The sequence below is a fragment of the Ensifer sp. Root142 genome (assembly GCF_001426785.1).
Classification (GTDB): Bacteria; Pseudomonadota; Alphaproteobacteria; order Rhizobiales; family Rhizobiaceae; genus Ensifer; species Ensifer canadensis.
On record NZ_LMFK01000015.1, the window covers coordinates 41,635 to 57,047 of the forward strand.

14 protein-coding genes are annotated in these 15,413 nt (G+C 62.2%); 9 read left to right on the plus strand and 5 right to left on the minus strand.

Annotated features, from left to right (window positions below):
- Nucleotides 1–81: 81 nt before the first annotated feature.
- Nucleotides 82–888: an alpha/beta hydrolase gene (locus tag ASD52_RS17895; RefSeq protein ID WP_057225118.1), complete on the plus strand. Its 807-nt coding sequence runs from the start codon at nt 82–84 to the stop codon at nt 886–888.
- Nucleotides 889–1,001: 113 nt separating this feature from the next.
- A complete protein-coding gene (locus ASD52_RS17900) occupies nt 1,002–2,009 on the plus strand; it encodes an alpha/beta hydrolase-fold protein (protein ID WP_057225021.1) in 1,008 nt (335 codons plus the stop codon).
- 97 nt (nt 2,010–2,106) lie between these two features.
- Here the strand turns inward: ASD52_RS17900 and ASD52_RS17905 are convergent, their stop codons facing one another.
- From ASD52_RS17905 to ASD52_RS17915, 3 genes are all read right to left on the minus strand, one after another.
- Nucleotides 2,107–2,667 (minus strand): type 1 glutamine amidotransferase domain-containing protein, encoded by a 561-nt coding sequence (locus tag ASD52_RS17905; protein ID WP_057207356.1) that lies wholly within the window; start codon nt 2,665–2,667, stop codon nt 2,107–2,109.
- 78 nt (nt 2,668–2,745) lie between these two features.
- Nucleotides 2,746–3,039 carry a hypothetical protein gene (locus tag ASD52_RS17910; RefSeq protein WP_128090486.1) on the minus strand — a complete coding sequence of 98 codons (294 nt, stop codon included), beginning with the start codon at nt 3,037–3,039 and terminating at the stop codon, nt 2,746–2,748.
- Between the two features lie 592 nt (nt 3,040–3,631).
- Nucleotides 3,632–4,513 (minus strand): helix-turn-helix domain-containing protein, encoded by an 882-nt coding sequence (locus ASD52_RS17915; RefSeq protein ID WP_057225023.1) that lies wholly within the window; start codon nt 4,511–4,513, stop codon nt 3,632–3,634.
- A gap of 95 nt (nt 4,514–4,608) precedes the next feature.
- Here ASD52_RS17915 and ASD52_RS17920 point away from each other — a divergent pair, with 95 nt between their 5' ends.
- Together ASD52_RS17920 and ASD52_RS17925 are read left to right on the plus strand one after the other, a co-directional pair.
- A complete protein-coding gene (locus tag ASD52_RS17920) occupies nt 4,609–6,171 on the plus strand; it encodes a 4-hydroxyphenylacetate 3-hydroxylase N-terminal domain-containing protein (protein ID WP_057225025.1) in 1,563 nt (520 codons plus the stop codon).
- A gap of 10 nt (nt 6,172–6,181) precedes the next feature.
- A complete protein-coding gene (locus ASD52_RS17925; protein ID WP_057225027.1) occupies nt 6,182–6,694 on the plus strand; it encodes a flavin reductase in 513 nt (170 codons plus the stop codon).
- 77 nt (nt 6,695–6,771) lie between these two features.
- Here ASD52_RS17925 and ASD52_RS17930 read toward each other — a convergent pair whose 3' ends face one another.
- Entirely contained in the window at nt 6,772–8,250 is a 1,479-nt protein-coding gene (locus ASD52_RS17930; protein ID WP_057225029.1) for an aldehyde dehydrogenase, read from the minus strand.
- 59 nt (nt 8,251–8,309) lie between these two features.
- Nucleotides 8,310–9,761 carry an APC family permease gene (locus tag ASD52_RS17935; RefSeq protein ID WP_057225031.1) on the minus strand — a complete coding sequence of 484 codons (1,452 nt, stop codon included), beginning with the start codon at nt 9,759–9,761 and terminating at the stop codon, nt 8,310–8,312.
- A 307-nt stretch (nt 9,762–10,068) separates the two neighbouring features.
- On the opposite strand from ASD52_RS17935, the gene ASD52_RS17940 reads away from it, so the two are divergent.
- The 5 genes from ASD52_RS17940 to ASD52_RS17960 are packed head-to-tail and all read left to right on the plus strand — an operon-like array spanning nt 10,069 to nt 15,410.
- Nucleotides 10,069–10,851, plus strand: a complete 783-nt coding sequence (locus tag ASD52_RS17940; RefSeq protein ID WP_057225033.1) for an IclR family transcriptional regulator — start codon at nt 10,069–10,071, stop codon at nt 10,849–10,851.
- On the plus strand, nt 10,851–12,104 hold the full coding sequence (locus ASD52_RS17945; RefSeq protein ID WP_057225035.1) for a Tm-1-like ATP-binding domain-containing protein: 1,254 nt from the start codon (nt 10,851–10,853) through the stop codon (nt 12,102–12,104). The genes ASD52_RS17940 and ASD52_RS17945 overlap by 1 nt, the downstream gene beginning before the upstream one ends.
- The gene (locus ASD52_RS17950; RefSeq protein WP_057220701.1) at nt 12,101–12,748 is read left to right on the plus strand and encodes an HAD-IA family hydrolase; all 648 of its coding nucleotides are present in this window, start codon (nt 12,101–12,103) and stop codon (nt 12,746–12,748) included. Before ASD52_RS17945 ends, ASD52_RS17950 begins: the two co-directional genes overlap by 4 nt.
- A gap of 18 nt (nt 12,749–12,766) precedes the next feature.
- On the plus strand, nt 12,767–14,125 hold the full coding sequence (locus ASD52_RS17955) for an aspartate aminotransferase family protein (protein ID WP_057225038.1): 1,359 nt from the start codon (nt 12,767–12,769) through the stop codon (nt 14,123–14,125).
- A 1-nt stretch (nt 14,126) separates the two neighbouring features.
- On the plus strand, nt 14,127–15,410 hold the full coding sequence (locus tag ASD52_RS17960; protein WP_057225040.1) for an aminotransferase class III-fold pyridoxal phosphate-dependent enzyme: 1,284 nt from the start codon (nt 14,127–14,129) through the stop codon (nt 15,408–15,410).
- Nucleotides 15,411–15,413: the final 3 nt, after the last annotated feature.

Consider the following 15,413-nt stretch of genomic DNA (forward strand, 5'->3'; position numbering starts at 1 on the left):
AACAAGCACCCGCTACCCTTGCGGCAATCGTCACGGTCTCTATCTGACGGCGTTCCTGCAGCGCTGAATGGGATGTATGCAATGACCTTTCGCGACCTTGATCTGACTTATGTTGAAAGCCACGGCATCCCACCGCTTCCGGAGCCGGACGAACAGGGCTTCGTCGAAAACGAAGGCGCACGCATCTGGTATGCGAGCCATGGTTCCGGCCCCGCAGTCATCCTGCTGCATGGTGGCATGGGAAACAGCGGAAACTGGGGCTATCAGGTCCCGGCAATCGTCGAAGCCGGCTATCGCGCTGTCGTCATCGACAGCCGCGGCCACGGCCGCAGCACACGCGACGCACGTGAATACAGCTACCAGCTGATGGCCGCCGATACCCGCGCCGTCATGGATCGGCTAGGGATCGAGAAGGCCGCGATCGTCGGCTGGAGCGATGGCGCCGATACTGCCCTGATCCTCGCCCAAGAAACGCCCGAGCGCGTTGCCGGCATTTTCTTCTTCGCCTGCAACGTCGACGATACAGGCACCAAACCGTTCGTGTTCACCCCTGTTATCGGCCGCATTTGGCAGCAACATCAGAAGGACTACGCCGCATTCTCGGCGACGCCAGGTGATTTCGACGCGCTCTCGGCAGCCGTCGAAACGATGCAGCGGACACAGCCCAACCTGTCGGCGGCAGCACTTGCCGGTATCTCCGTGCCCGTGGCCGCGGTCCTTGGCGAATTTGACGAATTCATCGAGCAGGAGCACATGACCTATCTCGCCAAAACGCTACCTGACGCGACGCTTCACGACCTTCCCGGTCTCAGCCATTTTGCCCCATTGCAGGCACCGGATGTTTTCAATGGCGCCGTGATGACGTTCTTGACGAGCATCTTGCGCTAGCGCCCTACGCGATCCCGAGAGCCGTCCTTTCGAAGGGACGTCTTCAAACCGACGATAATGGTGGCTCGTGTCGATTGCGCGCGATACAACCGGGGAGCGATCAGGAGGAAAGAATGCGGAAGTCAGATTATCCCAAGGGCACGGTGTCCCGTCTCAGCGTCGACAGCGACGTGCTTAAAAGCAACAGGCTCGGGGATCCGAGCCGCCGCGACGTCGATGTCTATATCCCGGCAAACCATGATGGCGCCGGCCTGCCGTTGCTCGTCGATCTCGTCGGCTTTACGGCCGGCGGCCCTCTGCACACCGCCTGGAAAGCCTTCTTCGAGAACGTCCCGGAGCGCCTGGACCGGCTGATTGCGACCGGGCAGATGCCGCCGTTGGTCGTCGCCTTTCCCGATTGCTTCACTTCTCTTGGCGGCAACCAATATGTCAACAGCGAGGTCGTCGGCCGTTGGGAGGATTTCCTCATCGACGAGATGCTTCCGGCAGTCGAAACCCGCTTCGGCTGCGGCGGCACCGGACGGCGCGGCGTTTTTGGAAAAAGCTCGGGTGGCTACGGCGCGTTCTCCCACGCCTTCCGGCGGCCGGATGTCTGGGCTGCGGCAGCGAGCCATTCCGGAGACGCCGGCTTCGACCTGATGGCGGCTGACTTTCCCATGGTGCTGCGCGCGCTTGCGCGGCATGATCTCTCGATTGAAAGCTGGTTTCGAGCCTATGAGGCCCGGGAGAAACATGCCGATGAGGACATCCCCGTCCTCCTCGTTTTGGCCCAGGCGGCAAGCTACGACCCCGATCCCAACCTCGAGGCCTTCAAAGGCCTGCGGCTCCCGGTCGATCTGGAGACCTGCGAGCTGATCGACGACCGCTGGCAGAATTGGATGGCGTGCGATCCCGTTGAGCTCGCCAAGACCCATGGGCACAACATCGGCAAGCTCAAGGCCTTCTACATGGATTGCGGCACTGTGGATCAGTACAATCTGCTCTACGGCAATCGCCGCATCCATCGGACGCTGAAGCAACTCGGCATCGAACACACCTATGAGGAGTTCGAGGACAACCACAATTCGGTCGATTACCGCATGGATGTCAGCCTGCCCTTCCTTGCCAAGGCGCTGCAGTAACGAGCGTCAATGGCCCGACCGGAAGCAAACGCCGGCCGGCCATGGTGTCTCGAGATGCGGCGATACCTGATGGCGGTCGCCCTCGTTTCTGTCGAGTTTAAGCGGCACGCCGATCGTGGCGACCCTCTTCGATCTCCTCGACGATCTTGGCAACAAAGGCGTCGAGATCGTCTGGCGAGCGGGAGGTGACGATACCGTGGTCGCTGACGACCTTCAGATCGACCCATTGCGCGCCGGCATTCTCGACATCCTTGCGGATGGAGGCATAGGACGTTGCCTTGCGCCCCTTCAAGGCGTCGGCTTCGACAAGCAGCCACGGCGCATGACAGATGGCTGCCACCACCTTGCCCGACTGCACGAAATCGGTGACGACGCGCATCGCGTCGGGGTTCTTCCTTAGCAGGTCCGGGTTGATCTGCCCGCCTGGCAGCACAAGCGCATCAAAATCTCGCACGAACACGTCCTTTGCCGTCAGGTCGACGTCAACGGTGTCGCCCCAGTCGCCCTTGTCCCAACTCTTGATGGCCCGTTTTTCCAGCGATGCGATGGTCACTTTGGCGCCGCGCTTTGACAGTTCGTCGCGCGGGACGTGCAGTTCCGAGCGCTCGTAGCCGTCGGTAGCGAGGATCAGAATTTTGGCTGTGTCGATCGATGGCATGGCGAAGTCCTTCCCGGTTTGTGAACCCAGGGGTAGAACCGGCTGCGAATGAAATGGTTCCGACCTTCTGCAAGCCCTTCAGGGCGCAAGCAACCAGAACACCAGCCCGGAAAGAAGGATGAAAAGGGCGATCAGCCTGGCGAAGCGCTGCATGCCGTGGGATGTGTCGTCGCCCAAAAGCGCGTTCCACAAGGCTCCGCCGGAAGCATCGACGTCGGTGGTTGCCGCAGACGCCGGCGCTTGTTGCGCTGACACTGCCGAACTGTAATCGTGAGGACGCGGCTGCCGGTTCACCGTTGTGGATTCGTCAAAATAAACCCCGGCGCTGACAATCCCGCCGTCGCCGGCATCTGCCACCTGGCTCTCACGCAACACGCGATCCTCCGGCTCCGGTCGTCCCAACAGCGCGTGAAGCCAGGCACGGCGCGCCTGAGCCGTCGCCGCGTGACGTGGCCATTGCGCTGACGGCAGCAGCATTGCGGACGTGCGTCTGCCTTTCGGGTGACGGACTGACATCTTGGGGCCTCCCGTAACAACAATACACCGGAAACGCGTTTGTTCCATCACAACACGGTTCACCGCCCGGAAAACGCGAAGGGCGGCAGACGTCTCGTGACCACAGCACCTGCAAGCTGACGAACGGCAGGCCCGCCGCCGCCCGATGCGGGAGAGCCCCGAAATAGAAAAGGCGCTCGACCCTTGACGGGGAGCGCCTTTTCTTGACCCGGACAACGTCAAACGCGCGGGCTTAGCCGCTGCAGGACGCCATCGATACGGGTAGTGATGCCCTAGATAGTCAGTGGCTCAGGGTTTTCAAGGCCCAATCATGATTATCCCGGAAATTGTTTGATCGGCACGGCAAAGACACTTTGTCGGGCCGGATCCGATCGGGATTTCTTCCACTCGGCGGTCCGTAATGAAGCATGGATGAACGCATTGTCGGGACAGATAGGCAAAGTCGTAATCAGGATGGCACCATCGCGTCCGCCAGCTTGAGCCGTCGCCAGTCGCTTGGCGCCATGCCGGTACGCAAGCGGAAGAAACGGGAGAAGTAGGCGGCATCCTTCAGTCCGATCTCGTAGGCTATATCTTCCAGTGATCGAACGGTGAAAAGCAACAGACGTTTGGCTTCCAGCAGCCGGCGCTCATTGATCAGTTCCTTCACCTGCATCCCGAACGCGGCATTGCTGGCCTTGGCAAGCAGGTGCGGGGTGGTCGCAAGAGCACTCGTATAGCGCCCAACCGTCCAGTTCTCGCGAAAATGCGCATCGATCATGCGCCGCAACTGTGTTGCGAGCATCATATCGGGGGACTGCGACGGCGATGGCGCGGCGGTGGCAAGGCGCGCGATCTGCGTCAGGATCGCCGATACCAGCGATGCCATCATCGACTGGGTACCGAAAGCTCCCGTGCCGTACTCCTCTGCGATCATGTCCATCAATGACGATAGGCGCTGCCACTGCCGGTCGTCCCGGGCGCCGGCAACCATGATCGGCGCATCGAGCGCCAGGACTGTTCTCTCCCGGGCGGACAGCATCAAGCCGTCGGCGATCGATATTACGAAAGCATCGCTTTCCAGCGGTTCGACGGAGAAACCGTGCACGATACCGCTTGGCACGAAGCTGACGGCTGGCGCGGAAAAGTCCAAAACCTTGTCTTCGATGAAATACGACCCACGTCCGCGAAACCAGTAGGTCACCTGGGCAAGTTGATCATGCTTATGGGCCCTGACCTGTCCTTGATGCAGTCCACGCCGAGCCATCACCGTTTCGACGTGGAAGAACCCCGGTTCGAGCTGTTGTTCCGGTTCGCCGTAGACAAAGAAGCTTGGAATGATGTCGGCCATCAACCACCCGAAAAAGTGCAAGTCATTTTGGCATTCTGTCCATGGCTGCCTCGACAATCAATGCCTAGTCTTGACGAAACTCAAGGAGGAGAACCATGAGAGCTGAGGATTTTCGCGCCGACAAGGCGCGCCCGTTTACCGGGGCCGAATATCTCGAAAGCCTGCGTGATGGCCGCGAGGTCTATATCAACGGCGAGCGCATCGCGGATGTGACCACCCACCCCGCCATGCGCAATTCGGCCCGCTCGCTGGCAAGGCTCTACGATGCGCTGCACGACCCGGCGAGGAAAAAGACCCTGACCGCCCCCACTGACACCGGCTCCGGCGGCTACACTCACAAATATTTCCGCGTCGCCCGATCGTCTGCCGACCTCGTTGCCCAGCAGGGCGCCATCGCCGAATGGGCGCGCATGTCCTACGGCTGGATGGGACGCACGGCCGACTACAAGGCGGCGTTGATGAACACGCTTGGCGCCAACGCCTCCTGGTACGGCCCGTTCAAGGACAATGCGCTCGCCTGGCACAAGCGCGCCCAGGAGGCGGCGCTGTTCATGAACCACGCGATCGTCAACCCGCCGATCGACCGGCATAAACCTGCCGATGCGGTGAAAGACGTGTTCGTTCATATCACCAAGGAAACCGATGCCGGCATCTATGTCTCCGGCGCCAAGGTGGTGGCGACGTCGTCGGCGCTGACGCACTATAATTTCCTTGCCCAGAGCTCGGCAACAGTGACCGAGGATCCGTCGCTCTCGGTGATGTTCATCGTCCCGATGAATGCGCCTGGAATCAAGATGTTCTGCCGCGTCTCCTACGAGCAGACGGCCAACACTGTCGGCCATCCCTTCGACTATCCGCTGTCGTCGCGCTTCGACGAGAACGATGCCATCCTGGTGCTCGACAATGTGTTCGTGCCCTGGGAGGACGTGCTCGTGCTGCGCGATGCCGCCAAGATCCTTTCGTTTCATCCGGCATCGGGCTTCATGCACGGCTACTGCTTCCAGGGTTGCACCCGCTTTGCCGTCAAGCTCGACTTCCTCGCCGGCCTGCTGGCCAAAGCGCTGCGGGCAACCGGCGGCGACGCGTTTCGCGGCAACCAGGCAGCCCTTGGCGAGGTCATCGCGCTTCGGCACATGTTCTGGAGCTTTTCCAATGCCATGGCCTACAACCCCATCCCGTGGGCGGATGGCGCCGTTCTGCCCAATCTCGAAGCCGCACTCTCTTACCGAACGTTCATGTCGGAAGCCTATCCGCGAGTGGTCGACACCATTCGCCGGGTTATCGCGTCCGGCCTCATCTACCTGCCGTCCTCGGTCAGGGATTTCGGCAATGGCGAGATCGATCGCTACCTCGCGCAATATGTCCGCGGCTCCAACGACATGGGGCATATCGAGCGCATCAAGATCATGAAGCTGCTGTGGGACGCGACCGGCACCGAGTTCGGCGGGCGCCATGCGCTCTATGAACTCAACTATGCCGGCGCGCCTGAAGAAGTCCGCCTGCAGGTGCTGAAGGGCGCCGAGCGCGGCGGGCGTCTGAAAGAGATGGAAGCCCTCGTCGACACCTGTATGAGCGACTACGACCAGCATGGCTGGACCGGCGACACCTGGCTGCCGCCAATTGGCGCCGAGGCGCCGATCCGCAATGCGGCCGAGTGAGGCGATTGCCATGGAAACGGCTATCTCCAAGACCGAATTCCGCAACGCGATGGCGCGGGTCTGTGCGCCCGTCAATGTCGTCACCACCAATGGACCCGCCGGGCGCGGCGGGTTCACTGCAACGGCGATGTGCTCGGTGACCGACGACCCGCCGAGCCTGCTCGTCTGCATGAACCGGAACTCGACGCAATGCGGCCTGTTCATCGACAACCGGCGCTTCTGCGTTAACGTGCTCAGCCACGACCACACCGAGCTCGCCGGCCATTTCGCCGGCGCCACCAAGGACATGGCAACCCGCTATGCCGCCGCCGACTGGGTCGAGATGCAGTCGGGAAGTCTCGCTGTGAAGGATGCGATCGTCTCGCTCGATTGCGAACTGGCGGAAGCAAGATTGCTCGGCACCCACCACATCCTGATCGGCCGCGTCGTCGGCATAAGATCGCGTAGCGACGGCAACGCGCTCCTCTACTTCGATCGCAACTACGTGCACGTGCCAACACAGCTCGGCAGTTTCGGCGGGTAGAATACCGAAATACAAAAACGAAACGGGCCGGTGTTCAACTCCGGCCCGTTTCGTTTGGTGGCGATTATTCGCTGCCCTCAGAGCTGGATCCAGGCGGTCTTGAGGTCGGTGTATTTGTCGAGCGCGTGCAGTGACTTGTCGTGGCCATTGCCCGACTGCTTCACTCCGCCAAGCGGCACCGTATTGTCGGCGCCGCCATAGGTGTTGACGTGCACGACGCCGGCCCGAATAGAGCGCACAATGCGATGCGCCCGCGACAGGTTCGCGGTCCAGACGGCCGCCGCAAGCCCGTATTCGGTGCCATTGGCGATGCGGAGCGCGTCGGCTTCATCGTCGAAGGGGATGATCGAGAGGATCGGCCCAAAGACTTCTTCTCTGGCGAGCGTCATGCCCGGATCGACGTCAAAAATCGTCGGCCGCATGTAGAAGCCGCCCGTTTCCTCGAGGATACGCTTGCCGCCGGCCCTCAGCCGCGCGCCCTCGGCTATCGCTTGCTCGGCGAAACCGAGATTCTTCTTAAGCTGGATTTCGCTGGAGATCGCACCGGCCTCGGTTGTCAGCAGTAGCGGATCGCCGACCTTCATGTTTGCTGCGATCGCCGCAACCTTCTCGGTAAAGGCCTCGTGGATCGATCGCTCCACCAGCAGGCGCGAGCCGGCAACGCAGACCTGGCCGGAGTTGCGGAAGATACCATAGGCTGAGATTTTCGCCGCCTGATCGAGATCCGGGGCATCGGCAAAGACGATGTTGGGCGACTTGCCGCCTAGCTCCAAATAGACGCGCTTGAGGTTGGAGCGCGCCGAATATTCAAGCAGTCGCCGGCCGACGCCGCCCGAGCCGGTAAAGGCGAGCACGTCGATATCCGCATGGAGACCGATCGCCTCGCCGGTGACCGCCCCCCTGCCCGTCACGACATTCAACACGCCCTCAGGCAGGCCGGCTTCGGCGCAAAGTTCGGCGAGCCGCAGCAAGGTCAGTGACGCGCCCTCTGCAGGCTTCAGAATGACCGAATTGCCGGCCGCGAGCGCCGGCGCGATCTTCCAGGCGCCGATCATCAGCGGAAAGTTCCAGGGAACGATAGCGGCGACAACACCGACGGGTTCGCGAAGAACGAGCCCGAGCACGTTGTCAGCGGTCGGCGCGATCTCGCCGTAGACCTTGTCGATCGCCTCGCCGTAGTAGCGAAAGGTACCGGCGGCGCTGCCTGGCTCAGCCTTCAGCGCCATCGAAATTTCGGTGCCATTGTCACGTACGCCGAGAACGGCAAGTTCGAGAGCATTTTTCTCGATGAGTTCGGCTATGCGCAGAAGCACCTTCTTGCGCTCCGCCGGTGCAGCCCTCGACCATGTGCCCTTCTCAAAGGCCGCCCGGGCGGCACGCGCAGCGGCATCGACGTCGTCGACATCAGCATCGGCGATGGTCGTGAGGCGCGTGCCATCGATCGGGGAAATGACATCCAGCATCCTGCCGGACTGGGCGCCGCGCCAGTTGCCGCCGATGAAGAGCTTTTGCGGCGGCACCACATTGCGGCGCAACTGGTCGATTTTTTCCTGCATGTTTTCCGTTCCATGTGTCAGGCAGAAGAGCGGCCGATTGCTCGGCCGCCCCTATCGGATCAGATCTCCTGGCCGGCGCCAAGCCGGGCAAATTCGAGCGGACGGCCCGATTTGAGCATCGCCGCCAAGCCAAGCCCGATGACGCCAGCGATAACGACAAGTCCGGGCAGGAAGACCGCAAGCAGACCGGTGGCGCCGGCGAGGTCGCCGAAGTTGATCGCAATGGCGATGATCACTGCAATCAGGATGATGCCTGTGATGACCGGGATGATCTTGGTCACCAGCGCATTCGATTCCAATCCCGGATTGCGATTGAAGAAAGCGACGATGGCAAAGGCGGTAAACGCCATCAGCACCATCACGGCCAGCGTGCCGACATTGGTCAGCCAGGAAAACAGCGCCAGCACCGGATCCTGTCCGGTTGCCGCAAACAGCGCAACGACAAGCACAGCTGTAATCGTCTGGATGACCGAGCCGGCGTGCGGGCTATGGTAGACCGGATGGGTGACGCCGATCGAAGCCGGCAACAGGCGCTCGCGGCCAGCGACGTAGAGATAGCGGGCGACACCATTGTGAAACGCCAACACGCCGGCAAACAGGCTGGTGACGAAGAGTACATTCATGATCGGCGGCAGCCAGCCTCCGGCATAGCGCTCGGCGAGACCGAAGAGGAAGGTGGTCGGATCGGCAAGGCCCTGCAGTTCCGGCACCAGCTTGTCTGCACCGGCCGCATTCACCATCAGCCAGGATGTCAGCATGTAGAAAACGCCGATAATCAGCACGGAAATATAGGTCGCGCGCGGCACGGTCCTGTGCGGATCGCGGGCTTCCTCGCTGTAGATCGTCGTCGCCTCGAAGCCGATGAAGGCTGCAAAGCAGAACAGGATGCCGATCGACGGCGAGCCGGACATCAGGGCCGAAGGCGCGAAGGACGTCATCGTCAGGCCGCTGTCGCCGCCCTTGGCGATGATCGCAACGTCGATGACCAGCACGACGAGATATTCGAGAATGACGAGCACCGTCAGCACTTTCGCTGACAGGTCGACGCGGCGGTAGCCGAGAACGCCGACAATCGCGATGCCGATGAAGGTCCAGACCCACCAGGGCAGGTCGAGGCCGAGCCCGGCAAAGAGGCCGGCGGTCGCCGCGCCGAACAGGCCGAAGACGCCGATCTGCATCGCGTTATAGGCAAGGATCGCGATCATCGCGGCGGCACCGCCCATCAACCCGCCGAGCCCCTGCGCGGTATAGGCGTAGAAGGCGCCGGCGTTGCGGATATGCCGCGCCATGGCGACGTAGCCGATCGAAAACATCAGAAGGATCAGCGTGACCAGCAGAAACGTGCCGGGAATGCCGGCGCCGTTGCCGAGCAGCATTGCCAGCGGCACACCGCCGGCGACCGCCGTCAACGGCGCGGCGGCCGATACCACGAGAAATGTGACGGCACCGACTCCGAGCGCATTCCTGCGCAGCTGGTTGGCGCCGGTTGCGGGCGACGATTGATTGTCCATAGCTTCTTAGCTCCCCTTTTCTTGGCACTATTTGCCTTCGCCTCAGGTCCATCTCTCCAAAGGCATCCTCCGCGAAGCTGCTGCTGACCATGTTGCTTTTTGTTCTTGGCCGCGCGCAATAATCGGTTCAATATTCAAACCGTTGCTTCAAATATAGACTTGCAAATGCCACGGCGACCTGTCAAGTTATTTCGCATGTTAAGTATCTCGGCCGGATAAAAACGCGATACGGGCGACCAAACCGCCTGGGAATCAAGGGAACAGGCATCGGGATCACTGACGGCGGCGCTCAACGACGGAGGACTGGATGAGCACCATCGGTAAGGCACTGACCCTGTTGGACGCGATCTCGCGACTGGACAGGGAAGTGGGCTTGAGCGACATCGCCAGGCATTGCGTGCTCGACAAGGCGACGGCGCGACGCTTTCTCGTCGAGCTTGAAAAACACGGTTTCGTCGAACAGGATCCGGATACCAAGCGCTACCGCATCGGCGGCGCGCCGGTCCGGCTTGCCCGCATCCGGGAAGCACGGTTCCCCTTTCTCACGCTCGCCATTCCATTCGTAAAAGAGCTTGCCAGCACATCAGGCGAGACCGTGCATCTCTCGGAATTCGTCGCCGACCGGCTTTCGACCGTTCACGTGGAAGATTCGCCGCGCGCCCATCGGGTCATCGTCGACATCGGCAGCGCGTTGCCCTTCCATGCGACCGCATCCGGCCACGCCTTCCTCGCCTTCTGCCCGGCAAGGCAGATCGAAGATGCACTGTCCATGCCCCTTGAAGCCTTCACCGAGTACACGATCACGTCGAAAACAGAACTTCGCCGCCTGCTCGTAGAGACCGCCCACCGCGGCTATTCGATCAGCCAGCAGGGGCTCGAAAGCGGCGTCATCAGTGTCGCCGCCCCGATCCGTGCGCCGGACAGCGTGCCGATCGGCGCGATCGCCGTTGCAGCCCCGCAGGTGCGCGCCAATGCCGACACGATCGAGCAACTCGGACCGGCAACGGCGGCGATCGCGAAACGCATTTCGGAGAAATTCTTTGGGTTGGAGCAGGTGCCTGCCAATCCGCTGGCAAGGAGGGCCGGCTGATGAATGCGATGAACCGTCTACCCAACATCCTTGTCGTTGGGACGGGAGACACCAAATGCGAAGAGCTTCAATTCATGGCATCCGTCATTCGCGAGGCCGGTGGCCTGCCTGTGATGATCGACGTCAGCGTTCTCGGTGATCCGCCCTATGCGCCGGAATATTCCCGTCACGATATCGCCAAGGCGGCAGGCACGTCGATCGTAGCGATTGCCGCAAGCGGCGACGAAAACAGTGCGATGGAGTTGATGGCCAAGGGTGCGGCGGCCCTCACCCGCAGCCTCTACGATGCGGGCCAGGCCGATGGCGTCATCATTCTCGGCGGTTCGATGGGCACGGACCTGGCACTCGACGTCGCTGCAGCCCTGCCGCTCGGCGTGCCGAAGTTCGTCGTCTCGACGATCGCCTATTCGCACCTGCTGCCGCCGGAACGCATCGCGCCCGATCTGATGATGATCCTGTGGGCGGGCGGACTTTACGGCCTCAACGGCATTTGCCGATCGGTGCTTTCGCAAGCCTGTGGCGCCGTCGTCGGGGCGGCGCGCTTCGGCACCAAACCGGACAAGGAGCGGCCGCTCATCGGCATGACCTCGCTCGGATCGAGCTGCCTCAAATACATGAAATACCTGAAGCCCGAACTTGAGCGCCGCGGCTATGACGTCGCAGTGTTTCATGCGACCGGCATGGGCGGCCGCGCCTTCGAGGCGATTGCCGCACAGAACGGCTTTACCGCCGTCTTCGACTTCTGCATCCAGGAAGTCAGCAACCATCATCACGGCACCGTCGTCACGTCAGGGCCAGATCGGCTGGAAAATGCCGGACGCGCCGGAATTCCGCAGCTTGTAGCACCGGGAGCAGTCGATATGGTCGACCTGCCCGCCTGGCAGGCATTGCCCGCAGCCTTAGCTGGCCGGCCCTATCATGCCCACAACCGGCTGCTGGGCTCGGTGACGACATCGCCAGAAGGCCGGCGCGAGATCGCCCGCATCATCGGCGGCAAGCTCGCCGTGACCAGCGCCGAAGTCGCCTTCATCCTGCCGCTCAAGGGCATCCAGGAATGGGACAAGCCGGAGGAACCGCTGCACGAACCTGAAGCGCTCGACGCCTTCATCGACGAGATGCGCCGCGCCGTCCCCTCCTCCGTCAGCCTTCATGAAATCGACAGCCACATCAACGCACCGGAGTTTTCGGCAAAGGCGCTCGCCATCTTCGACGACTGGATCGCCCGCGGCGTGATCCCGGGAGGCCGCCCGTGACGGATCGCGCTCTCATCCTCGACTTCGGCGGCGTCGTTACACGCACGCTGTTTGAAACCCACGATGTCACCGAGCGCGCGCTCGGCCTTGCCCCCGGCAGCCTGACCTGGCGGGGGCCGTTCGACACCGCCACCGATCCACTCTGGGTGTCGATGCAGAGGCGCGAGATCACCGAGCGCGACTATTGGACGGAGCGCACCCGCGAAGTCGGGCACCTCGTCGGTGAAGACTGGACGGATATGAAGACCTTCGTCCAGCGCGCGCGCGGCGCCGAGCCGGAACTGGTGCTGCGCCCGGAAGCGCGCGATGCGATCCTACAGGCCAAGGACGCCGGTATCAGGCTCGCCATTCTTTCCAACGAGCTCGATCTTTTCTACGGGGTCGAGTTTCGCAAGCGCTTCCCGCTGATCCAGCTTTTCGACGTCATCGTCGATGCCACCTACACCGGCATCCTGAAACCGGACCCGCGGGCCTACGAACTCGCACTTTCCGAGCTCGGCCTGCCGCGAGAGGCCTGCGTCTTCGTCGACGACCAGAAAAAGAACATTGAGGGCGCCGAGGCAGTGTCCCTGCCCAACGTGCACTTCGATGTCACCAGACCCGCCGAAAGCTACGCCAGAGCCCTCCGGATGCTCGGCATTTGAACTGACCAGGAGCAAGACATGCGCGAAACCAATTTCCTCATCGAGAACAACGCCCGCCACCTGTGGCATCCGATGGCACACCCCGCCGAAATGCACGCGACGCCGCCGCGCATCATCAATGCCGGCGAGGGCGTGGAGATCGTCGACATCCACGGCAAGAAGGTACTCGATGCGGTCGGCGGCTTGTGGAACGTCAATCTCGGTTATTCCTGCGAGCCGGTGAAGAAGGCGATCCGCGATCAGCTCGACGACCTGCCCTATTATTCGACCTTCCGCGGCACCACCAACTCGCCGCTGATCGAGCTTTCCTATGAACTTGCCGAATGGTTCAAGGAGGATGGCCTCAGCCGCTCGTTCTTCACCTCGGGCGGCTCGGACTCGGTCGAGACCTGCCTTCGCCTCGCCCGCCAGTACCACAAGCTCAACGGCCAGCCGGAGCGCACCAAATTCGTCGCGCTGAAGAAGGGCTACCACGGCACGCATTTCGGCGGCGCGTCGGTCAATGGCAACTCTAATTTCCGCCGCAACTACGAGCCGCTGCTGCCGGGCGTCTTCCACCTTCCCGCCCCCTATACCTACCGCAATCCGTTCGCGACGACGGACGGCGCCGAGATCGCCAGGGGCATTGCCCGCCTCTTCGAAGACGAGATCGCCTTCCAGGGGGCCGACACCATCGCCGCGCTGATCATGGAGCCGGTGCTCGGTGCCGGCGGCGTGATCGTGCCGCACGAAACCTTCATGCCGCTAATGCGCGAGATCTGCGATCGCCACGGCATCCTGCTGATTGCTGACGAGGTGATCACCGCCTTCGGCCGCACCGGCGCCTGGACCGGTTCGCGTCTTTGGGGTGTCAAGCCGGACCTGATGTCGACGGCCAAGGCCATCACCAACGGTTATTATCCCTTCGGCGCGGTGATGATCTCGGACAAGGTTGCCGAGGCTTTCGAGACCAACAGGACGGCTGCCGGTTCGATCGGCCATGGCTACACCTATTCCGGTCACCCGGTCGGTGCGGCTGCCGCCCTTGCAACCCTCAAGGAAACAAAACGCCTTGATGTGGCGGCCAATGCGGGCGCGCGCGGCGAGGAGTTGATGGCCGGCCTGCAAGCTCTGAAGGCCAACCACGACCTCATCGGCGATGTGCGCGGCAAGGGCCTGATGTGCGCGCTCGAACTGGTGTCGGACCAGGCAAAGAAATCGCCGGCTGCCAAGGACGTGGTGCAGAAGGTCCAGGACGCAGCCTATGAGGCTGGTGTCATGGTCCGCACCTCCGGCCCGAACGTGATCCTGTCGCCGCCACTCGTGATCACTGCCGAGGATGTCACGCGCATTCTTTCGGCGCTCGACGCCGGCCTGAGTGCTGCCGGGGGCAAATGACATGAGCGACACGGCAGCGCTGCTGGCACGCCGCGAACGGCTGCTCGGCAAGAACATGTCGCTGTTTTACAGCGACCCGGTCCATATCATCAGGGGAGAAGGCGTCTGGCTCTTTGACGCCGACGGCAGACGCTATCTCGACTGCTACAACAATGTGCCGCATGTCGGCCATTGCCATCCCCGCGTGGTCGAAGCGATCACCCGGCAGGCATCGACGCTGAACACCCACACGCGCTACCTGCACGAGGGTATCCTCGACTATGTCGAACGACTGACCGCGACGTTCGATCCTAGTCTAGACACAGCGATCCTGACCTGCACCGGCAGCGAGGCCAACGACATTGCCCTGCGCATGGCTCAGGCGGTGACCGGAAAAACCGGGGTCATCGCCACCGATCACACCTATCACGGCAACACTGCCTCCGTTTCGCAGCTTTCCACCCGGATGCCGCCGGTCGGCGGCTCCGGCGGCCATGTGCGCCACGTGCCGGCACCGGATAGCTACCGGCCACTCGGCGGCGTTTCCGGCGAAGCCTTTTCGATCGCGTTTGCGGCCGAAGTGGAAAAGGCGATCGCCGAGCTGCAGAAAAGCCCGTTTGGTTTTTCCGCGCTGATCATCGACCCGTTCTTCGCCAATGAGGGCTTCCCCGATCTACCTGAGGGCTTCCTCGACAGGACCGTTGCGGCCGTGCGGAAAGCCGGCGGCGTGGTGATTGCCGACGAGGTCCAGCCCGGTTTCGGCCGCACGGGCGGGCACATGTGGGGCCACCAGAAGGCCGGCATCACCCCCGACATCGTCACGCTAGGCAAGCCGATGGGCAACGGCCATCCGATCGGCGGCGTCGTTGCCGGCAGCGATGCGCTGAACGCGTTCCGCAAGGCGTTCCGCTACTTCAACACCTTCGGCGGCAATCCGGTGTCCTGCGCCGCGGCAATGGCCGTGCTCGACGTCATCGAGGATGAAAAGCTTGTAGATAATGCCCGCGAGGTCGGCGCCTATTCCAAGGCCGGCATCGACCGGCTCAGGCACAAGCACGCCATCATCGGCGACGTGCGCGGCAGCGGCTTGTTCTTCGGAGCGGAACTCGTGCTCGACCGGGGTAACAAGACGCCGGCCGCCGAACTCGCCACCAAGGTCATCAACGACATGCGCGAGCGTGGCGTGCTGATGGGCAAGCTCGGCATCCATCAATGCGCGACAAAGATCCGCCCGCCGATGCCGTTCTCCAAGGAGAACGCCGACCTGATGTTGTCGACCCTCGACGACGTGCTTTCAGGCTTGTGAACG